Here is a 20,792-nt window from a genome sequence, read left to right on the forward strand (position 1 = left end):
CCATTGTATCGCGCTCTGGTTGTGCTTTGCGCCCATCGCGGTACAGGTCTTGATACGACTGTGTATTTCCGTCAACCGTTCGACGGTTCCATTCAGGAACTGCCGTTACCTTACGCACCCGCAGGTTGACGGAACGATCAGCCCGAGAATATGATCGGGCAGGTTGCAGATCGTGGCCTCACATTTCTTCTTCAGCCGACCGTTTGGCAAGGTTTTTGAATTCCCGTTGTGAGCAACCACGGCGCGGCAACTGCAAGTCATTAAACTGAAAGACTAGGCCGTTACGTTCCATCACGCGACCGCGCCGGCATTTATTGTACTGCGTGCCATTTTTTTCTGAGCCGGCGCGGCTTGCGATATCGCCAAAAACTGAACAATTGCGCCGTCGCGGCTCAACACGACGGCGTTCGTGTGGCAACGCAGGCAGGGATTTCCCATGACAAATCATAATCCGGTTTTCACGTCCTCAAACGCGACGGGCAGCTTTAGCGAAACCGCCAATACTTCGAATTCCACCACCGCGCATCAACTATCAGGGACGATGAATTTCACGGACTCTGATCGCAGCGACAGCCACACGACATCGGCGACATTGCAGTCCGCGGTGCTCTCGAGCGGCTCGATCATTCCGGCCACGTCGCTTGCGCATTTTCAGACGGCGATGACCTCGCAGATCGTGACCGACAGCAACGGCAGCGGCAAACTGAAATGGTCGTTCAGCGACATCGACGACGATTTCGATTTTCTGGCCAAGAACCAGAGCCTGGTTCTCACCTACAGTATCAAGGTGTTCGACAACCACGGCGGCAGCGCGGTCCGAACGGTCAAGATCACGGTCACCGGAACCGATGACAAGCCGGTGTTCGCCATGGAAGCTGTTGCGACCGTGACCGAGCAGGACAACAAGACGCTGTCGCTTTCGCCCGACACCGTACAGATCGCGCTCGGCTTCACCGACGAGGATCTGACGAACACCGGCCACACCGCCAGCGTGACCGGAGTTTCCGCTTCCGGCAATACGTCCGGCCTGTTGCCGGGATCGCTTGGCGACTCCGTCCTGATGTCGTTCTTCCACGTCGACAACGTCATCAAGGCTTCGGGCTCCAGCACCGGCACGATCAACACCACGTTCTCGGCGCCCGATCTCACCTTCGACTATCTGTCGGCCGGAGAGACGCTCGACATCAGCTACACGGTAAAGCTCGACGACCACGCCGGCGGCATCTCGACGCAAACGGTGGTGGTGACCGTGGTCGGCACCAACGACAAGCCGGTCTATCTGAGCGGGCCGGAATTCGCCCATCTGGTCGAGGACGAGCATGTCAGCCCGGCCGGCAACCTGACCGCTGAGGGCGACCTCCTGTTTGCCGATATCGACCTGCACGACACGCACACGGTCTCGACCACGGTAACGGCATCGCGCAGCGGCGGCGGCTCCGTGCCGGTCCCCGACGCGACGTTCCTGGCCGCTTTCGCGGCCAGCGTCGATCCGGATTCCACCAATCATCTGCTCGGTGAGGTCGACTGGGAGTTCGCTTTCCCGAATAACGGTGCGGGCTTCCTGGCCTCGGGTGAGACGCTGACGCTGGTCTATCACGTGACCATCACCGACTCCGCCGGCGCAACCGCGACCCAGGACGTCACCGTCACGATTCTCGGCACCAACGAGCCGGTCATCATCACCAGCGGGCCGCAATCGGGCGCGGTGACCGAACTCGCCGACACCACCGGCTCGGCCGCCATCGACTCCACGGCGGGCACGCTGAACTTCACCGATGCCGATACCGGCGACACCCATACCGTCACCAGCGCGCTGGTCTCGACGTCGGGCGGCGATGTTCCGGCCGGAACGCAAGCTGATCTCGCGACCGCACTGACCACCGCGCTCAACGATTCCACGGGCACCGGCAACGGCACCATCGACTGGACCTTCGCGATCGCCGATGGCGATCTCGATTTCCTGTCGGAAGGCCAGCAATTGACGGTCAACTACGACGTCAGCGTCAGCGACGGCAGCACGAGCGCGACGCAATCGGTTTCGGTCGTCGTCACCGGCGCCAACGATGCGGTGGCGATGACCAGCGGACCCGGAACAGGGGCCATCAACGAACAGGCGGATACGACCGGGTCGCCCGCACCGGACAGTGCAACCGGCACACTCACTTTCGGCGATGTCGACCTGAATGATACTCACACGGTCTCCGTGTCGCTCACCTCGGCCGTTTGGTCGACAGATCCCGATTTCGTGCCGTCGAATACGCTTGCCGATCTGCAGAACGCTCTGGCGATTGCACTTCAGGATTCGACAGGCACCGGCAGCGGAGCACTCGATTGGACGTTCAGCATTCCCGACAACGATCTGGATTTCTTGTCGGCCGGGGAGACTTTGACTGTCACATATGACGTGACGGTTTCCGACGGATTCACGAGTTCGACGCAGCAGGTGACGATCACCGCTACCGGCGCAGCGGACAACAACATCGTGGTGAACTCGCTCGCGACCAGCATCGCCGACACTCCTTCGACAGACGACGGACAGGTGGTGGCTTCCGGCAATCTCATCACCGATGCCGGAGATTCTGCGGGCGACCTGGGCAACGCGCTGAGCGTTACCGACGTGAACGGACAGTCGGTTTCGGGGCCCCTCGAGGTCGCAGGCCTGTATGGCACGCTCACGGTGTTCAGTGACGGAACATACTTCTACACTGCAAGCTCGGCTCTGGACGCTGTGCAGGCCGGGCAAACTCCCACCGAGCAGTTCACCTTCACGGTCAGCGACACGATTGGCCATAGCATTCCCGCCACCTTGACGATCGACGTCACAGGGGCGAACGAGATGCCGCAGATCACCGCGGCTCAACCACTCGGCTCGCTGAGGGAAGACGCGGGGCCCGTCGTTTCCGTCAACGGCAGCTTTGAAACCGGCGACCTTACCGGATGGACCGCTTTGGGCGCCTCGGTGCAATTCCAGGGGATCGGCGGCGCCTTCGGGGATTACGGAGCGGTGTTGACCAGCGGATTCCTGGAGCAGGACGTGGTGACGACACCAGGGCAGCACTACACGCTGACCTTCTCGCTGGCGGGCGATGGCGAATCCACCGCCAACAACATCGCCGTGTACTGGGACGGTGTGCAACTTCTTGCCCAGAGCAACGTGATATCGGGATACACTACCTATACGTTTGACGTGGTGGGAGACGCCTCGGATCCGACGACTCAATTGTTCTTTGATTTCGGTACAGACGGACTCGGCTTGCTGCTCGATCGGGTTTCCGTCACACCGACACCGGGACCCGCGGTGGAGGAGGCGGACGGCAGCATTGCTTTCTCCGATCCCGACACGGCCGATACTCACACGGCGAGCTTTGTTCCGCAGGGGGGCGGCTACGTTGGAACATTCACGCTCGATCCGGTCAGCGAGTCCGGTGGAAGCGGCTCCGTCGGCTGGCACTTCTCGGTCGACAACGCGGACATCCAGTTCCTTGCGCAGGGGCAAACCCTGAGCCAGACCTACACCGTGTTTGTCACCGACGATGCCGGCAACTCGGTGGCGCAGGACGTTACCGTTGCCATTGACGGGACCAACGACGCACCGACTGCGGTCGACGAGACCATCATTTCGGATGCCGGAGCTGACGGCATTATCGGCATTCCGGCCTGGGCGCTGGCCCTGAACGACACCGATCCGGACACGATCGATCATCTGGTCGTCAACAGCATCGTCTCCAGCACGGGTGGGGATGCGGTGCCGTTCGGCGACGTCTTTTTCGTGGATGACGCAACCCCGGGCGGCTCGTTCACCTACACGACCTCCGACGGCGTTGCGACCAGCGGCAACGCCGCCACCGCGACCGTGATCAACAACCCGACTTCCACCACCGATCTGACGGGCACCGGGGGCGACGACATCATCATCGCCACCAACGGCACCGAGACGCTCGATGGCGGGGCTGGCAACGACGTGCTGATCGGCAATACCGGCAGCCACACGATGACCGGCGGCGCGGGCAACGACAGCTTTGCGTTCGTGAGCAGCTCCGACGGTCCGGGCATCATCACGGACTTCAACACCACCACCGAGCAGGATCGCATCGTGATCTCTGCCAATGGCTTTGGCGGCGGGCTGACGGCCGGCATGGATGTGACGTCGTTGTTCGAAACCTCGGGCGACGATCAGTTCTCGGGCACCGGTCCGGTCCTGCACTTCGACAGCGCCAACCAGACGCTCTACTTCAGCGCCGACGGCACGCAGGCCTCCGCCATCACGGTAGCGACCTTGCAGCCCGGCGCGACGCTCACCGCGCACGACCTGCTGATCGTCTGACCGGCCGAGCGGCTTCCATTGAATCGCGGGCTCCTTCGGGAGCCCGCTGTTTTTTGTGGGCCCGTCATGCGAAAGTCCTAGCCGGTGCGACAACGCCCGGCTTGAACTGGCGTGCATTAGCCCGCAATATGCGGCAAAGGGCGTATCGTTTTCATAAATCCAAACAAAGACATAGGGAAGAAACACGTGGGACATTTGCTGAAAGCCGTGGCCGCCGCGACGGCCGTATTCGCGAGCGCACCAGCGCTTGCCGCCTGGGAGCCGACCAAGCCGGTCGAAATCGTCGTCGCCGCCGGCGCCGGTGGAGCGTCGGACCAGATGGCGCGGATGATGCAGGCCGCGATCCAGAAAAATAACCTGATGAAGCAGCCGATGGTCGTGTCGCTCAAGGGCGGCGCGTCGGGCGCCGAAGCGCTGATGTACATGAAGTCCAGCGACGGCGATCCCAACAAGGTGCTGATCGCCTATTCGCTGATCTACATGTTGCCGCTGTCGGCCAAGATCCCGTTCAACTGGCGCGACCTGACGCCGGTCTCGGTGATCGCACTCGACCAGTTCGTGCTGTGGGACAACGCGAGCGGGCCGAAGACCGTGAAGGATTTTATCGCCGCCGCGAAGGCCGCGAGCGCACCCTTCAAGATGGGCGGCACCGGCTCCAAGCGCGAGGACCACGTGCTGACCGTGTTCATGGAGCAGAAGACCGGCGCAAAGTTCTCCTATCTGCCCTACAAGTCCGGCGGCGAGGCGGCGACGCAGCTGGTTGGCGGCCACACTGAATCCAACGTCAACAACCCTTCCGAGAATCTCGAAGTCTGGCGGGCGGGGCAGGTGCGGGCGCTCTGCGTGTTCGACAAGGAACGCATCGCCTACCGGACCAAGGTGACCGAGACGCAGTCGTGGAACGACATCCCGACCTGCAAGGAAGAGGGCCTTGATGTGCAGTATTTGATGCTGCGCGCCATGTTCCTGCCCGGCAAGGTCACGCCGGACCAGCAGGCGTTCTACGTCGACCTGTTCCAGAAGGTCACGCAGACGCCCGAATACAAGGACTACATGGAGAAGCAGGCGCTCAAGCCGATCTTCCTCACCGGCAAGGACATGGTCCAGTTCCTCGAGGAAGACGACAAGCTCAATGTCCAACTGATGAACGAAGCGGGTTTTGTCGCGAAGTAAGCTGATCCAATAACTCCCTCATTGCTCCGCATGGCCATATCCGGCCATGCGGACTCGCACCTTTTCGATCTCCTCTTTCGATAGCAGCGGCGGCTTTCCGATCTGAAGGCAGGCGTGATATTGCCGCGCCAGCGTCTCGACCTCGACCGCCAGCCACATCGCCTTGGCGAGCGAAGGCCCCACGGCGATCATGCCGTGATGGGCGAGCAGGCAGGCGAGCCGGCCCTCCAGCGCCCGCACCGCATATTCAGACAAGTCCTGGGTACCGAACGTCGCATAGGGCGCGCAGCGGATGGTATCGCCGCCGGCGCAGGCGATCATGTAATGTACCGGCGGAATTTCCATGCCCATGATCGCCAGCGCCGTGCAGTAGGTCGGATGGGCGTGCACCACCGCTTCCACGTCCGGGCGCGCCTTGAGGATATCGCGGTGAAACCGCCATTCGGTCGACGGACGCTGGGCCGGATCGTGCGCGCCGTCGAGGCCCATATAGACGATCTGTTCGGGCCGCATCGTCTCGTAGGGCGTGCTGGTCGGCGTGATCAGCAATCCATCACCGTGGCGGACGCTGATATTGCCTGAGGTGCCCTGGTTGATGCCGAGCGCGTTCATGCGCAGGCAGGCATCGATGATGGATTGGCGTTTCTCACGATCGGTCATATCAACTTGATCCACGCTTCCCATCCGCGAACAAGGGTTGATTATTACGTCGCACTATAGTCGAACATCCCGGACCGGAGAACGATCGGGAGCAGTCATGACGAGTGCCGTGCTGGGCATTATCGGCGGATCGGGCATTTACGACTTGCCGGGCCTTGAGGACGTTCGGGACGAGGCCATCAAGAGTCCATGGGGCGAGCCGTCCGCGCCGCTCCGCCGCGGCACGCTGGCGGGGCTGCCGATCGTCTTCCTGCCGCGCCACGGCAAAGGACACGTGCTGTCGCCCTCCGACATCAACTACCGCGCCAATATCGACGCGTTGAAGCGGGCAGGGGTCACCGATCTCGTCGCGCTGTCCGCCTGCGGCTCCTTCAAGGAGGAGTTGCCGCCGGGCACCTTCGTGCTGGTCGATCAGTTCGTGGATCGCACCTACAAGCGCGAGACTTCGTTTTTCGGCCGCGGCTGCGTCGCGCATGTCTCGATGGCCCATCCGGTCTCGCCGCTGCTGCGAGTGCGTCTCGAGGCGGCGGCAAGGGCAGAGGGCATCGCGGTGTCGGATGGCGGCACCTATGTCTGCATGGAAGGCCCGCAATTCTCCAGCCTTGCCGAGAGCCTCGCCTACAAGGCGCAGGGGTTTTCGGTGATCGGCATGACCAACATGCCGGAAGCCAAACTCGCGCGCGAAGCGGAGATTTGCTACGCCAGCGTCGCGATGGTCACCGATTTCGATTGCTGGCACCCCGGTCATGACGCCGTTACCGTGCAGGACATCATCCGCGTGCTGAATTCCAATGCCGACAAGGCGAAGGCCCTGGTCGCGCGGCTGGCGCGGGATTTTCCGCGCGAGCACGAGCCGTGCCCCGTCGGTTCCGACCGCGCGCTCGACAATGCGCTGATCACGGCGCCGGAGGCGCGCGATCCGGCGCTGCTCAGGAAGCTTGATGCGGTGGCGGGAAGGATCCTTGGCAAATGAAGGTCGACGGCCGGCATTTTCGCAGTATCTGGCTCGAGCCCGATGGCGTGACGGTCGGCGCGATCGACCAGCGGCGGCTGCCGCATGAGTTCGTTGTCGCGCGGCTGAACGACGCCGAAGACGCGGCTGAAGCGATCCGCTCCATGCTGGTGCGCGGCGCGCCCCTGATCGGCGCCACCGCAGCCTATGGTGTTGCGCTGGCGATGCGCGCCGACAGTTCCGATGCCGCACTCGATCAGGCCTACAAGCTGCTGATCGCGACGCGGCCGACCGCGATCAACTTGAAATGGGCGCTGGACGAGATGGTCCGGCTGCTGCGTCCGCTGCCGCCCTCGGCCCGCGTGGAGGCAGCCTATGCGCGCGCCCGCGAAATCGCCGACGAGGACGTCACGATCAACCGCGATATCGGCAGGCATGGGATTGAGCTGATCAAGGCCATTGCCGCGACCAAGAAGCCGGGCGAGCCTGTTAATGTGCTGACCCATTGCAACGCCGGCTGGCTCGCCACTGTCGACTGGGGTACCGCGACGTCGCCGATCTACCAGGCCCATGACGGCGGGCTCGCCGTCCATGTCTGGGTCGACGAGACGCGGCCGCGCAACCAGGGCGCCTCGCTCACCGCCTGGGAACTCGGCCATCACGGCGTGCGCCACACCGTCATCCCCGACAATACCGGCGGCCACCTGATGCAGCATCGTATGGTCGACCTCGCGATCGTCGGAACCGACCGGGTCACCGCCAATGGCGATGTCTGCAACAAGATCGGAACTTACCTCAAGGCGCTCGCGGCGCATGACAACGGCGTGCCGTTCTATGTTGCACTGCCATCGCCGACTATCGACTTTAGTATTGATGATGGCGTCAAACAGATTCCGATCGAACAGCGCAGCGCCGCAGAGGTCACCGACATGACCGGCCGCACCGCCGACGGGCGCATTGAGACCGTCCGCATCGTTCCCGACGGCTCTCCGGCAGCAAATTACGCATTCGACGTTACGCCGGCGCGGCTGGTGACGGGACTGATCACCGAGCGCGGCGTGCTCAAGCCTGATCGTGCTGCACTTGCGAGCGCATTTCCGGAGCGCGCCAACGGACATTGACGCCGGCGATGTCGGCACGTATCCGGAAGGCTGTGGCATTCTGGATACCTCTTCTCCATGTCCAATACCGATATTGAAATCGTCGTCGAGGATCCGACCGCGCCCGAGGCCAATTCGCCCGCGGTGACCAGCAATCGGGTCGTCGATGTCGTCGTGTCCCTGCTGCTGCTCGCCCTTGCCGTGACGCTCGGTTACGACAACTGGCGCACCGGTGCGGGGTGGGAATCGACCGGTCCGCAGGCCGGCTATTTTCCGTTCTATCTTTCGATCATCCTTGGCGGAGCGAGCCTCTACGGCATCGTGGCGGCGTTCTTTTCGCGCAAGGAGGCGGCCGAGACCTTCGTCATGCGGGCGCAGCTCCGCCGCGTGCTCGCGGTGTTCGTGCCGACGGTGCTGTTCGTGCTCGGCACGCAATTCCTCGGCCTCTATGTCGCCAGCTTCCTCTTGATCTCCGGCTTCATGTTCTTCGTCGGCAAGATCGCGTGGTGGAAGTCGCTGCTGACGGCTTTCGTGTTCACCGCCGCGATGTTCATCGTGTTCGACGTCGCCTTCGACGTCATCATGCCCAAGGGACCGCTCGAAGCGGCCCTCGGGCGTTAACCGGTCGATGGGGCTCTGAATCATGGAAGCCTTCGGCCTCTTGATGCACGGTTTCGCCGTGCTGCTGACCTGGAAGACGCTGCTCTTGATGATGATCGGGCTGGTGCTCGGCATCTTCGTCGGCGTGCTGCCGGGCCTTGGCGGGCCCAACGGCGTGGCGATTCTGCTGCCGCTCACGTTCACCATGGATCCGACCTCGGCCATCGTGATGCTGTCCTGCATCTACTGGGGCGCGCTGTTCGGTGGCGCCATCACCTCCATCCTGTTCAACATTCCAGGCGAAGCCTGGTCGGTCGCCACCACGTTTGACGGCTATCCGATGGCGCAGCAGGGCAGGGCTGCGGAAGCGCTCACCGCCGCGTTTACGTCCTCGTTCATCGGCTCGCTGGTTGCGGTGATGCTGATCACCTTCCTCGCGCCGATGATTTCCTCCTTCGCGCTGAAGTTCGGTCCGCCCGAATTCTTTGCGGTGTACCTGCTCACCTTTTGCTCCTTTGTCGGCCTCGGCCGCGAGGCCAAGCACAAGACGGTCATCTCGATGTCGCTGGGCTTGCTCCTTGCCGGCGTCGGCATGGACACGGTGTCGGGCCAGCTCCGCATGACCTTCGGCAGTGCCGAACTCCTGCGCGGCGTCAACTTCCTCGTCGCTGTCATCGGCCTGTTCGGCATCAGCGAGATTCTACTCACCATGGAGGAACGGCTGGCTTTGCGCGGACACGCCGCCGGCATCTCGCTGCGCGTCGTGCTGTCGGTGTGGAGGGATCTGCCAAAATACTGGGTGACGCTGCTGCGCTCGTCCTTTATCGGCTGCTGGCTCGGCATCACGCCGGGCGGCGCGATCGCGGCCTCTTTCATGGGCTACAACCTCGCCAAGCGCTTCTCCAAGGACCAGGACAGCTTTGGCAAGGGCCGCATCGAGGGCGTGTTCGCGCCGGAGACGGCGGCGCATGCGTCCGGCACCTCCGCGCTGCTGCCGATGCTGGCGCTCGGCATTCCCGGCTCCGGCACCGCGGCGATCCTGCTCGGCGGCTTGATGGTGTGGGGCCTCAATCCCGGGCCGCTGCTGTTCGTCGAGCACAAGGATTTTGTCTGGGGCCTGATCGCCTCGATGTATCTCGGCAACGTCGTCGGGCTCGTGCTGGTGCTGACGACGGTGCCGATCTTCGCCTCCATCCTGCGCGTGCCGTTCGCGGCCGTCGCGCCGATGATCGTGGTGTCCTGCGCGATCGGGGCATATGCGATCCAGAACGCGATGTTCGATATCTGGCTGATGCTCGGCTTTGGCGTTGTCGGCTACGTCTTCAAGAAGATCGGCATTCCGCTGGCGCCGTTCACGCTGGCCTTGGTGCTCGGCAACCGCGCCGAGGATGCCTTCCGCCTGTCGATGATCGGCTCCGGCGGCGATCTCAAGGTGTTCTGGTCGAACGGCCTTGTGGGCTCGATCACGACGCTCGCGTTTATCCTGCTGTTCTGGCCGGTGATCGACCGGGTGTTCGGCGGCGTGTCGCGGATGATGAAGCCGAAGGCGGCGTAGTGCATTTTCTCGTGTCCCGGCCTTGAGCCGGGACCCATGCTTGCTTCGGTTGCCGGCTCCAATTTCATGGATCCCGGGTCTGCATCGCATCATTCCGCTGACGCTCCATGCTGCGAAGCGCACGGGACACGATACCGGTCACGACCTCGCATTCTCGCGACATGATCTGCCCGAGTTTTTCAATCTCGTAGTCCCTCTCTCGAAACAGAGGGAGCAGGGAATGCCGGGTGCGCGCTGCACCCGCGGTCTCGTGTGCGCTGCTTGCGCATCAAAAAACTGCACACGAGCATACAGGTGAAGCGGAAACACGCCGACATCCCCTGCGCAATGGCTTTACGACTTATATCGTGATCTCCCCGGTGAGCGGGCTTGTTGTCACCGTCATCCCGCAGAAGCGTCAGCTTCTCCAGAATTTAGCGCCAGCGTCGCGGCGCCAGGACCACACGACTTCGCCGTACGCGACCGGCGTTTCGTCCAGCGTGAAAAACCGCCTGACGCCGCCCGCGTCCATCGCATCACATCCCAACGTTTGGTGACGATGGCCAACGCCCCTCATCGGGATGTGACGATGGAAGTTATAATTCTGATTTTCAGAATCGCAAAGAGAAATATTTTTGCTGCCGGGACTTGACACGAATTCCGGAAAACAGAAGTGATTTGCCCGTCGTGTTGAATTTGTCACAGGCAGTAGGATGGGTAGAGCGAAGCGAAACCCATCGAACCCGTTACTGTGTCAGGTGATGGGTTTCGCTGCGCTCTACCCATCCTACGGTCTACGGCTGTTCTCACACCACCTTGTGGTGGCGCAGCTCCGCGATCTCCTCGCCGGCAAAGCCGAACTCGGCGAGCACCTCTTCGGTCTGCTCGCCGAATTCCGGCGGGCGTGCGGCCATTTTGCTCGGCGTGCGCGACAGCGTGACAGGCTGGCCGACCAGTTGGATGTGGCGATTCTCGTCGTTCGGCACATGCTGGGCGATGCCGAGATGTTTTACCTGCGCATCCTCGAACATCTGGTCGATGGCATAGATCGGGCCGCAGGGTACGCCGGCCTCGTTCAATTCCCTGACCCAGGTCTCCGTCGATTTTTTCTCGGTGAGCTTGCCGATCGCGGCATTGAGCGCGTCGCGGTTCTTCGAGCGCGCGGGTGCGGTGGCGTAATCGGGATTGGTGACGAGTTCGGGCGCGCCGATCGCCTGTGCGCAGCGCTCCCAGATGCGGCCGCCGGTGGTGGCGATGTTGATGTAGCCGTCCGAGGTCTTGAACACACCGGTCGGGATCGAGGTCGGATGGTTGTTGCCGGCCTGCTTGGCCACTTCCTTTTCCATCAGCCAGCGCGAGGCCTGGAAATCCAGCATGAAAATCTGCGCCTGTAGCAGCGAGGTCTGCACCCACTGGCCTTCGCCGGAGACTTCCCGCTCCAGCAGCGCGGTCAGGATGCCCATGGCGCAAAACAGCCCGGCAGAGAGGTCGGCGACGGGAATGCCGACCCGCATCGGGCCTTCACCCGGCGCGCCGGTGACCGACATCAGCCCGCCCATGCCTTGCGCGATCTGATCGAAGCCGGGCCGCTTGTGATAGGGGCCGTCCTGGCCAAAGCCGGAAATGCTGCCATAGACGATGCGCGGGTTGATCTTGTGGATGCTCTCGTAGTCGATGCCGAGCTTGGCCTTCACGTCGGGGCGAAAGTTCTCGACGATGACGTCGGCCTTCTCTGCCAGCCGCTTGAACACCTCGAGACCCCTGGGGTCCTTCAGGTTCAGCGTCATCGCGCGCTTGTTGCGGTGCAAATTCTGAAAATCCGAGCCGCGGCGCGGACCGCCCGGCTGTTCGCCCGCAGCATCCTCCAGTAGCGCATCGATCTTGATGACGTTGGCGCCCCAGTCCGCGAGCTGCCGCACGCAGGTCGGTCCGGAACGGACGCGGGTCAGATCGAGCACGGTAAAACGGGAGAGGGCCTGGGAAGCGCGCGGGAAGGACATGTCAGAAGGCTCCGAGAGAATTCCGGAAGGGTAGCAGTAGTCGGATATCGGATCGAGGTCATGCCAGCAATGCATTAGGCCGGGCCGCTCGTGCGAGGCGCTTCAATGAAGGAATGCCGGCAGCGTTGTGCGAAAATTGCCTGCAAAGCGCGCCGCCCGCCGCGCTTCCGATCATCTCGCCGCCGTGGCCGGCGAAGCTCCAGTCGCAAAGCCGAGGGGCCGCGACGGCGCCCGGTTCCCTACGATCCTCTCGCGGTGCGGCGGCACCCCGGTCCCAACCACTCTGCCCGCAGCCAACAATGCTGGCAATCTCAAGTAGAATTTGGTTCTGGCCATATTGAACCGAAGGTCGGATCGTGCGACGTACTAATGGGAGGGGTGTGGCTGTTGCTTAAGTAATTTTTGGGGCCGGACCTTTTCCAGTACGAAAGTCAATCGTCTGTGGGGGCGACGACATTGTCCATCTGACATCGTTTTGTTGCACCGCCTTGCTAGGTGGAATGGCCCCTCGCGGCTGATTGAAATTCCCTGCCAGTATTGCGTGCCGACCTCTCTACCTCCCTTCCTTTTCGTGGTGCCGATTGCGGCACCGTGTCTCTTGGTGTTCAACTCTTTGAGGGCTCTCATGAAGAAAACTAGCTTATTGCTCGGTCTTTTTGGATTGCTCGCGATCGTTTCCGTTCCCACGACCTCGGCACATGCCCAGGCGACCCGTACCTGGGTGTCGGGTGTAGGTGACGACGCCAATCCATGCAGCCGCACGGCGCCCTGCAAGACGTTTGCCGGTGCGATCTCGAAAACCGCCACCGGCGGTGAGATCAACTGCATCGATCCGGGCGGCTTTGGCGCCGTCACGATCACGAAGTCGATCGCCATCATCTGCGAACCCTTCACCGCCGGCGTGCTCGTGTCGGGGACCAACGCCATCATCGTCAACGCTGCGGCGCCCGCCGAGGTTCTTCTCCAGGGACTTGACATCGAAGGCCTCGGCACCGGCATCAACGGCGTGAGCATCCCCAGCTCCAGCGGTGCCAAGGTGACGATCAGGAAATCTGCGATCCGCAATTTCAACGGAAACGGCGTCAACCTGACAGGCGCGGCCGGCGCGCGCGTCCTCATTGAGGATACGTATATCGCGAGCAACACCGGCGGCGTGAACATCGCCGGCGCCGGCGGAGCGGTGAATACCGCAATCCTGATCAGGACGACGGTCGACAACAATACCAACTTCGCGACGAGTGTGGCCGCGCCAAGCGCGATCACCCTGAACGCTTCGACTTTGGCGGGCAGCCCGGCAGCCATCTCGGTCACCGGCAGCCCGACGGTCGCCTCGTTCGGCAACAACGCCATCGCGGGCTCCGGCACGATCACGGCGACCGTTCCGCTCAAGTAAGCCAGGGCGGCTTCCTCTCGATCGGAGAGGCACAACAGCATATCCGACCGACAAATGCGCAACAGGCTCCACGGAGCCTGTTGCGTTTTGTTTTGCGGACTTGCCGCGCGTGTTGCGCATCTGACTGGACGGGGGGCCCAACAGCGCATCGACGGGGGCATCACGTGCTTGTCGCCCTCCAGCGGACGAAACGTCGCGCTACCGCAACTCAAGTGACAGAACCGCCGAAATCGCAATATCGAATGCGGCATCTCCGACCGGCTGCTGAAGGTCCTATCGACGTGCGGGTTTGGGCACTCACTTGGGCCACCTGCAAGGCATGGATTTCCCGTTTGCGCGTGGCTAGACTGAGATCGTTCAGACCGTGAATGGAAAACAGGATGAGTCAGCGAGCGGATCGTCGTGCCAACGGAAGCGGCGCCGCGTCGCGACGCCATGCCGCGTCGGTGCTTGGCCTGGTCAGCGCTGCATGGTTCCTTCTGATGATGGGCGCGGCCGAGGCCGCATCGATGCGCCAGGCCATCGCTGCCTTCAACCGTCAGAACTACATGCTCGCGGCGCAAGTTTTCACGCCTTATGCCGAGCGGGGCGATCCGACCGCGCAAGCCTATCTGGGCTTCATGTACGAGACCGGCCGGGGCGTGCCACAGAATTATACGGATGCCGCGATGTGGTACCGCCGCGCCGCGGAGCAGGGTGACAGCCTCGCGCAATATTCGCTCGGCCTGCTCTACGACCGCGGTTTTGGCGTGCCGCAGGACATCGTCGAGGCCGGCAAATGGCTCAATCTCGCCACCGCCGGTGCGCCTCCCAGGGCGCGGGAGGCGCGGGCGCGGATCCGCGACGCCGTCACCACCAAGATGACCCGCGGGGAGATCGCGCAGGCGCGGCTGAAGGCGCTGGAGTGGGTGCCCAAGCGCGAGCGCTGAAGCCGCTCGGGGTTCAGTACATCAGCGCCTCTGCCAGCCAGCCCAGCCAGATCGCCGGCGCCAGGAACGCGCCGAACGGCAGGAAGGCCGTGCCCCGCAGCGGACGGCGGTGGACCATTGCATGGATGAGGTAGGCGGCGATAGCCGTCAGGGTCGCGGCTTCCAGCACCGCAAAGATCGTCACCCAGCCGAGCCAGGCGCCGAGTACGCCCGCCAGCTTGACGTCGCCAAGGCCGAGCCCGTCCCGGCCGCGCCAGCGCCGGTAGCCTTCCGTCAGCACCAGCAAGGGCAGGGCGACGGCGCAGGCCCGCCCGATGGACCACAGAACGCCCTCCCAGCCGGCGTCCGGTCCGACGATGCCGGCGCGAAGCAGCGCCAGGGCCGCAGCGGCGGCCGTCAGCTCGTTCGGGATGACGTAGCGGTCCTGATCCATCACCGCGATGGCCAGCATCAGCGCGGCCAGCAACGCACCGAACAGCCCCTCCGGTCCCGGCGCCACGGCCAGGCTGACCGCGACTGCGACAAGCAACAAAAGGCTGAGGACGGCTTGCCGGCCTGTCGATCCCGCCACCACGCGCTAGATCATGATGCGATTACAAGGAATCGCATCATGATCTCATCTCCTTGTTTGAGCATGATCTTTTCGGAAAACCGGTTTCCACTTTTCCGGATCATGCTCTAGCGCGCAGCCCCGGTCTTCGGATCGACCACGATCACGCGATTGCTGGTGCCCACCAGCCGGCTGTTCATCTTGCTGCGCATTTCCTCGGCGATGACCTGCGCGTCGACCGCGTCCTTTACGACCGTCGGCCGAATGAACAGGATCAATTCGGTCCTGGCGCGCGTGAACGTCTGATGCGAGAACGCGTCGCCGACGCCGGGGATCTGGTCCAGCAGCGGGATGCCCTGCCGTTGCTTGTTCTCGCTCTCGCTGATCAGTCCGGCAAGCAGCACGGTCTGGCCGCTGGTGACCGCGATCGAGCTCTTGACCCGCCGCTGCGATATCGTCGGGGTCAGCGGTCCGGTATTGGTCGTCGTGGAAACGTTGCTGATCTCCTGCTCGATATCGAGCACGATGTTGCCGTTGGCGTTGGCCCGCGGCAGCACGCGCAGGATGATGCCCGTATTCTTGTAGTCGATCGTGTTCACGACGGTGTTGGCGGTGGTCAGCACCGTGGCGGTGCCGGTGGAGAAGGGCACCTGATCGCCGACCTGTAATGTCGCGGGCTGGTTGTCGAGCACGACCAGCGACGGGTTCGACAGGACCTTCACGTCGGTGACGCCGTGCAGCGCATCGAGAATGACGCGCGGCGAATTTTCCGCACCGACCAACAGATTGAAGCCGGGGATCGAGCGGTTGAGCAGGGCATTGGCCGCGGCGTTGACGGCGTTGCTCGGGGGCTCGACGGTGTTGAGCGTGCCCGGCTGGGTGGCGATCGTGTTCGACAGCGAGCCTTGCTTGCTCGCCAGGAAGAACTGCACGCCGTAGTTCAGCCGATCGTTCAACGTCACTTCGGCAATGGTCGCCTCGATCGCGATCTGGCGCTGCGGCCGGTCGATCTGGCGGATGGTCTGCTCGACGATGCGCTGCGATTCCATGTTGGCGTAGACCAGCACGGCGTTGTTGGCGATGTCGGCGGTGATGCGCACGTTCTGGACGGGGGGCGCCACGGCCTGCCTGGTCGAACCGGAAGAGGCGCCGGGTGTCTGATCCTGCGGCGTTCCGAGTGAAGTGCCCGGAGCAGGAATGGGGCGCGCGTTCATCAGCGAACCGGGTGGACCGGTCACCGGCGTCGTCGCGCCGGCCGCCGCGGTCGGCAGTCCGCTCAATGCTGCAACCGAGGCGGGCGGCGGTCCGGAACTGGACGTGGAAATGCCCGAGCCCGGCGACACCTGGCTTGAAGCATTCTCGAAGCTGCCGCTTGGCGGGCCCTGGCCGACCAGCATTTCATTGAGCAGCGCCACCACCTGCTTCGCTTGACCGTAGCGCAGCGGGTAGGACTTCATGTTGACGCCTTCGGTGTCGGACTTGTCGAGCCGCGCGATCCAGGTCTGCGCGCGCTTGAGATATTCCGGCTTCTGGCTGACCACGAGAATGGAGTTGAGCCGCGCGATCGCCTGGAACTTGACCATGTTCTGGCCGATGCCGCCGTCCCCGGAATCCATGATCTTCTCGATCTCGGAGATCAGCGGCTCGGGCGACGAATTGCGCACCGGGAAGATGCCGACCGATTGGCCGCGCATCCAGTCGGCATCGAAGCTGAGGATGGTGTCGATCGCCGCAGCCCGGTCGGAGCCGCTGCCGGTGATCATCAGCGTGTTGCGGTTGTTGTCGGGGCGGATGGCGCCGGCCCGCACCCCGAATGCGTCGAGCAGCTTGAACACGTTTTGCGCCGAGACGTAGCGCAGCGGCACGACGCTGATGCCCTGGCCGGCTTCGGCCGAGGCCGAGCGGTCGATGCCGCCCGGACCGGCTTCTGTCGCGGGCAACAGGCGGTAGCTGCCGCCGCGGTCGCGCAGCAGCGCCACGCCGCTCATCCGCAGCGCGTTCTCCAGCACATAGAGCGCATCCGCTTTCGGAACAGGACGCACGGAGGCCATCGTCACGGTGCCCTGCACGCGCGGATCGATGGTGTAGCCGACGCCGAGCACGTCGCCGAGGATGACTTTGGCGACGGTTGCGACCGGCGCGTTCTCGAAGTTGAGATCGTAGCCGCTGGTACCCGAGCCATCGCCTTCGGCCAGCGCGGCACCTTGCGGCCGCGTGCCGTCGCTCAGGTAGATCTGCGGACGCGAAGCGCCCTGCTGCCGGATGCCGCCGGCGCCGGGGTCCGTAGTTTGACGGGGGGACAGATCGAGCGAGCGAACGCGATCGGCGATGTCCTGGGCGCGGGGATCCTTTGGATTGCCTTCAATGGAATCCGAAGTAACGATGCAGGCCGTCAGCAGCATCGAGGAAAAAAACAGAACGAGCGTTCCAGCCAACCCTGAACGCAGGCGCGCAAGCGGATGGACCACTTTGAACAAAATACGCCTACCAAAGCTACAGCGTTAACTGAAAACCACGCCCCCTCCGGGCATGGTGCGGACGCTTAAAAATTTGCGCCACAATTATGTTTTTGCTACTAAATAAGTCAAGCTTAAACGCCCCTTCGACACAATTGAAGGCTGTTGCTTTCCAGTAACAAGGTTAGCGGTGGGAATTCGATGCGAGACCTGTCCGCAGAGACCTTCCGGCAGCACCTTCTGGAAAAATATTCGCTTCCGGCGAAGGCGCGCGCCCGCTTCGAAAATGCCTCCAGCTCAACCTCAACGCGACCGCTGCGCGAGCTGTGGGAGGCGACCGATCTTTCCGCATCCGATTTCGCCGATGAGGTCTCGGACTATTTTGGCGTGGTGCGGCTGAGCCTGCCTCAGCTTCTCGCCGCAACGCCTTGTCTGGACGGGTTTTCCCGCCGCTTCCTGCGGGAGTCCACGATCTTTCCGGTGCGTGCGCCGAACGGGAATTATCGCCTTGCGGTCGCCGACCCCTCCGATACGGCTGCGATCCGCGCCGCGGAAATCGTGTTCGGTGCGCCGGTCGAGGTTGCGGTGGCCTCGTTCGAGGACATCACCACGGTGCTGGACCAGCGCATCGAGGCCGATGATGCGGCAAACGACAAGGCTGCGAACGGGCCGAGCCAGCAATCCGACGATGACATCGAAAGCCTGCGCGATCTCGCCAGCGGTGCGCCGGTGGTGCGCGCGCTCAACGATCTGCTCGAGCGCGCGGTCGAGCTGCGTGCCAGCGACATTCACATCGAGCCGTTCCGCACAGGACTCGTGATCCGCATGCGCGTCGACGGGCTGTTGCGTGCGATTCCGGCGCCGAACATTCCGCCGCAGGCGCTGATCTCGCGCGTGAAGATCCTGGCGGGTCTCAACATCGCCGAGCGGCGGTTGCCGCAGGATGGCGCGGCGCGGGTGCGCGTCAGCCGAGCCGAGCTCGACGTGCGTGTCGCTACCATGCCAACGCAGCACAGCGAGAGCGCGGTGATCCGTCTGTTGCCGCGCGACCGCGGCTTGCTGGAGATGAGCAAGCTCGGTCTTGCCCCGCGCGACGAGGGCATCATGACGCGGCTGCTGGCGCTGCCGCACGGCATGATCGTGGTGACGGGACCGACCGGCAGCGGCAAGACCACGACGCTCGCGACCATGCTGTCGATCCTCAACGAGCCGACGCGAAAGATTCTCACCATCGAAGATCCCGTCGAATATGAAATTCCGGGGATCAACCAGTCGCAGGTCAAGCCGTCGATCGGGCTGACCTTTGCGACCGCGATGCGCTCCTTTGTCCGCCAGGACCCTGATGTGATCATGGTCGGCGAAATCCGCGACGCCGAGACCGCGCATATCGCGATCCATGCGGCGCTCACCGGCCATCTCGTGCTGACCACGCTGCACACCGAGACGGCCGCCGCCGCCGTGCCCCGGCTGATCGATCTCGGCATCGAAGGATTTTTGCTCAAGTCCACGCTGCGCGCGGTGGTGGCGCAGCGGCTGGTGCGCGTGCTGTGCGACCGCTGCAAGGTGCCGCACAGGCTGACGGCGGAAGACGTCGAGAAGGACCCGCGCTTTGCGGTGATCGGCTTTGCGGCCGGCGAGGTCGTACATGAGGCGGGCGGCTGCGAGCGCTGCGGTGGCACCGGTTATCGCGGCCGCAACGGCGTGTTCGAAATCCTCGAAATGAGCGACGACGTGCGCAAGCTGGTCGGGCCGCAAACGGACTCGCACACCGTCGATACCGCCGCGATGAAGGGCGGCATGACCACGATGCTGGAGGATGCGGTGAGAAAATGCCGCGCCGGCCTCACCACGGTGCCCGAGGTTTTTCGCGTCACGACGGTGCGGTGATCCAGAATGCCGAACTACCGCTACCGCGCGATCAACAGCAATGGCGAACTGGTTTCGGGCGCGATCGCCGCACCCGCACCGGGCGATGTCGCCCAGCGGGTCGAGCGGCTCGGGCTCGTGCTGGTCGACAATGTCACGCTGGAGGAGGGCGGCCCGGCGGGGCGCGCCTTCAGCCTCTTCAACAATCCGAAGCCGGAAGACGTCACGCTGTTCACCCGCGATCTCGCACTGCTGCTGCGCGCCGGTGCGCGGATCAATGACGGGCTCGAACTGCTCTCGGCGGATCGCGATTTCGGCCGGCTGCGGCCGGTGGTCGCCGACATCAGGTCGCATGTAGTGGCCGGCGAGAGCTTTGCCGACGCGCTGGCACGGCACGAGGGATTGTTCCCGCCGATGTATGTTGCGCTGATCCGGGTCGGCGAAGCCTCCGGCTCGCTCGATCAGGTGCTCGAAGTGCTCGCGGACGAACGCACCCGTACCGAGGCATTAAAACGAAGACTGGGCGAAGCGATCCGCTATCCGCTGTTCGTGCTGGGCGCGGCGGGATGCGTGCTGTTCTTCTTCCTGATATTCGTGCTGCCGCAATTTGCAGGCGTGCTCCAGGACTTTGGCGCCAAGGTCGATCCGTTCATCCTTGGCTTCCTGAATTTTTCGACGTTCCTGCGCGCCAATGCCGACGCTGTCATGGCTATCCTCGCCGCTGTCATCGCCGGAAGCTGGCTGCTGCTGCGCCAGCAAGGCGTGCGCCGCGCGTTCACCAATGCGCTGACGCGGCTGCCGGCCATCCGCGAGGTGATGAAGTTTTACAGGACCGCGCTGTTCTGCCGGAATCTCGGCCTCCTGCTCGGCAGCGGCGTCAATCTCACCACGACGCTGCGTATCCTCGTCGACATGATGGCGTCGGTCGGCGCCTCCGAGGTCTGGGCCGATGCCGCCGAGCGCGTCCGCCATGGCGCAAAGCTTTCCGATGCGCTTGCCGAGACCAATGCCTTGCCGGCGATGGCCGTGCGGATGTTGCGGCTCGGCGACGAGACCGGGCAGTTGCCGATGCTGGCGGGGCGCGTCGCCGAATTCTACGAGGCAAAGCTACAGCGCACGCTGGACCGCGTCGTCGGTGTCGCGGGTCCGGCGGCCATCATCGTGATCAGTATTGTGGTCGGCGGATTGATTGTGTCTGTGATGACGGCGCTGATGTCCGTCAGTCAGATTGTCGGTTGAAGTTTTTTACGGAGCT

At 63.4% G+C, this 20,792-nt stretch carries 14 protein-coding genes; 10 read left to right on the forward strand and 4 right to left on the reverse strand.

Annotated elements, in window-relative coordinates:
* Nucleotides 1–436: 436 nt before the first annotated feature.
* Nucleotides 437–4,324: a beta strand repeat-containing protein gene (locus tag JQ628_RS01270; RefSeq protein ID WP_212217974.1), complete on the forward strand. Its 3,888-nt coding sequence runs from the start codon at nucleotides 437–439 to the stop codon at nucleotides 4,322–4,324.
* A 186-nt stretch (nucleotides 4,325–4,510) separates the two neighbouring features.
* Nucleotides 4,511–5,497 carry a Bug family tripartite tricarboxylate transporter substrate binding protein gene (locus tag JQ628_RS01275; protein WP_212217977.1) on the forward strand — a complete coding sequence of 329 codons (987 nt, stop codon included), beginning with the start codon at nucleotides 4,511–4,513 and terminating at the stop codon, nucleotides 5,495–5,497.
* Between the two features lie 18 nt (nucleotides 5,498–5,515).
* Here JQ628_RS01275 and JQ628_RS01280 read toward each other — a convergent pair whose 3' ends face one another.
* Complete coding sequence (locus JQ628_RS01280; protein ID WP_212217980.1) at nucleotides 5,516–6,157, reverse strand: class II aldolase/adducin family protein; 642 nt, start codon at nucleotides 6,155–6,157, stop codon at nucleotides 5,516–5,518.
* Nucleotides 6,158–6,254: 97 nt separating this feature from the next.
* Between JQ628_RS01280 and JQ628_RS01285 the strand changes: the two genes are divergently transcribed.
* From JQ628_RS01285 to JQ628_RS01300, 4 genes are read left to right on the forward strand one after another with little or no spacing between them, the layout of a single operon-like run.
* On the forward strand, nucleotides 6,255–7,130 hold the full coding sequence (locus JQ628_RS01285) for an S-methyl-5'-thioadenosine phosphorylase (RefSeq protein WP_212217983.1): 876 nt from the start codon (nucleotides 6,255–6,257) through the stop codon (nucleotides 7,128–7,130).
* Nucleotides 7,127–8,230, forward strand: coding sequence for an S-methyl-5-thioribose-1-phosphate isomerase (gene mtnA, locus JQ628_RS01290; protein ID WP_212217986.1), 1,104 nt, complete (start codon nucleotides 7,127–7,129; stop codon nucleotides 8,228–8,230). The genes JQ628_RS01285 and mtnA overlap by 4 nt, the downstream gene beginning before the upstream one ends.
* 57 nt (nucleotides 8,231–8,287) lie before the next feature.
* A complete protein-coding gene (locus JQ628_RS01295) occupies nucleotides 8,288–8,830 on the forward strand; it encodes a tripartite tricarboxylate transporter TctB family protein (RefSeq protein ID WP_212217989.1) in 543 nt (180 codons plus the stop codon).
* 22 nt (nucleotides 8,831–8,852) lie between these two features.
* Nucleotides 8,853–10,364 carry a tripartite tricarboxylate transporter permease gene (locus JQ628_RS01300; RefSeq protein ID WP_212217992.1) on the forward strand — a complete coding sequence of 504 codons (1,512 nt, stop codon included), beginning with the start codon at nucleotides 8,853–8,855 and terminating at the stop codon, nucleotides 10,362–10,364.
* 785 nt (nucleotides 10,365–11,149) lie between these two features.
* On the opposite strand, the gene JQ628_RS01305 is transcribed toward JQ628_RS01300, so the two are convergent.
* Complete coding sequence (locus JQ628_RS01305; RefSeq protein WP_212217995.1) at nucleotides 11,150–12,343, reverse strand: CaiB/BaiF CoA transferase family protein; 1,194 nt, start codon at nucleotides 12,341–12,343, stop codon at nucleotides 11,150–11,152.
* Between the two features lie 625 nt (nucleotides 12,344–12,968).
* On the opposite strand from JQ628_RS01305, the gene JQ628_RS01310 reads away from it, so the two are divergent.
* Both JQ628_RS01310 and JQ628_RS01315 read left to right on the forward strand, forming a co-directional pair.
* Complete coding sequence (locus JQ628_RS01310; RefSeq protein ID WP_249127391.1) at nucleotides 12,969–13,736, forward strand: hypothetical protein; 768 nt, start codon at nucleotides 12,969–12,971, stop codon at nucleotides 13,734–13,736.
* Nucleotides 13,737–14,116: 380 nt separating this feature from the next.
* The gene (locus tag JQ628_RS01315; RefSeq protein ID WP_212217998.1) at nucleotides 14,117–14,665 is read left to right on the forward strand and encodes a tetratricopeptide repeat protein; all 549 of its coding nucleotides are present in this window, start codon (nucleotides 14,117–14,119) and stop codon (nucleotides 14,663–14,665) included.
* Nucleotides 14,666–14,678: 13 nt separating this feature from the next.
* Here JQ628_RS01315 and JQ628_RS01320 read toward each other — a convergent pair whose 3' ends face one another.
* Nucleotides 14,679–15,197 carry a prepilin peptidase gene (locus JQ628_RS01320; RefSeq protein WP_249127392.1) on the reverse strand — a complete coding sequence of 173 codons (519 nt, stop codon included), beginning with the start codon at nucleotides 15,195–15,197 and terminating at the stop codon, nucleotides 14,679–14,681.
* A 146-nt stretch (nucleotides 15,198–15,343) separates the two neighbouring features.
* The gene (gene gspD / locus JQ628_RS01325) at nucleotides 15,344–17,617 is read right to left on the reverse strand and encodes a type II secretion system secretin GspD (RefSeq protein ID WP_249127444.1); all 2,274 of its coding nucleotides are present in this window, start codon (nucleotides 17,615–17,617) and stop codon (nucleotides 15,344–15,346) included.
* A gap of 255 nt (nucleotides 17,618–17,872) precedes the next feature.
* On the opposite strand from gspD, the gene JQ628_RS01330 reads away from it, so the two are divergent.
* Both JQ628_RS01330 and JQ628_RS01335 read left to right on the forward strand, forming a co-directional pair.
* A complete protein-coding gene (locus JQ628_RS01330; RefSeq protein WP_212218004.1) occupies nucleotides 17,873–19,558 on the forward strand; it encodes a GspE/PulE family protein in 1,686 nt (561 codons plus the stop codon).
* Nucleotides 19,559–19,564: 6 nt separating this feature from the next.
* Entirely contained in the window at nucleotides 19,565–20,776 is a 1,212-nt protein-coding gene (locus JQ628_RS01335; RefSeq protein ID WP_212218008.1) for a type II secretion system F family protein, read from the forward strand.
* Nucleotides 20,777–20,792 lie beyond the last annotated feature (16 nt).

This window comes from Bradyrhizobium lablabi (assembly GCF_018129385.1).
In the GTDB taxonomy this organism is placed as follows: domain Bacteria; phylum Pseudomonadota; class Alphaproteobacteria; order Rhizobiales; family Xanthobacteraceae; genus Bradyrhizobium; species Bradyrhizobium lablabi_C.

What these genes read in the sequence shown, in the direction of transcription:
- JQ628_RS01305 (WP_212217995.1), bottom strand. Translation starts at nt 12,343, where the DNA reads ATGTCCTTCCCGCGCGCTTCCCAGGCCCTCTCCCGTTTTACCGTGCTC.
- JQ628_RS01300 (WP_212217992.1), top strand. Translation starts at nt 8,853, where the DNA reads ATGGAAGCCTTCGGCCTCTTGATGCACGGTTTCGCCGTGCTGCTGACC.
- JQ628_RS01335 (WP_212218008.1), top strand. Translation starts at nt 19,565, where the DNA reads ATGCCGAACTACCGCTACCGCGCGATCAACAGCAATGGCGAACTGGTT.
- JQ628_RS01330 (WP_212218004.1), top strand. Translation starts at nt 17,873, where the DNA reads ATGCGAGACCTGTCCGCAGAGACCTTCCGGCAGCACCTTCTGGAAAAA.
- JQ628_RS01285 (WP_212217983.1), top strand. Translation starts at nt 6,255, where the DNA reads ATGACGAGTGCCGTGCTGGGCATTATCGGCGGATCGGGCATTTACGAC.
- gspD (WP_249127444.1), bottom strand. Translation starts at nt 17,617, where the DNA reads ATGCTGCTGACGGCCTGCATCGTTACTTCGGATTCCATTGAAGGCAAT.
- JQ628_RS01270 (WP_212217974.1), top strand. Translation starts at nt 437, where the DNA reads ATGACAAATCATAATCCGGTTTTCACGTCCTCAAACGCGACGGGCAGC.
- JQ628_RS01280 (WP_212217980.1), bottom strand. Translation starts at nt 6,157, where the DNA reads ATGACCGATCGTGAGAAACGCCAATCCATCATCGATGCCTGCCTGCGC.
- mtnA (WP_212217986.1), top strand. Translation starts at nt 7,127, where the DNA reads ATGAAGGTCGACGGCCGGCATTTTCGCAGTATCTGGCTCGAGCCCGAT.
- JQ628_RS01315 (WP_212217998.1), top strand. Translation starts at nt 14,117, where the DNA reads ATGAGTCAGCGAGCGGATCGTCGTGCCAACGGAAGCGGCGCCGCGTCG.
- JQ628_RS01295 (WP_212217989.1), top strand. Translation starts at nt 8,288, where the DNA reads ATGTCCAATACCGATATTGAAATCGTCGTCGAGGATCCGACCGCGCCC.
- JQ628_RS01310 (WP_249127391.1), top strand. Translation starts at nt 12,969, where the DNA reads ATGAAGAAAACTAGCTTATTGCTCGGTCTTTTTGGATTGCTCGCGATC.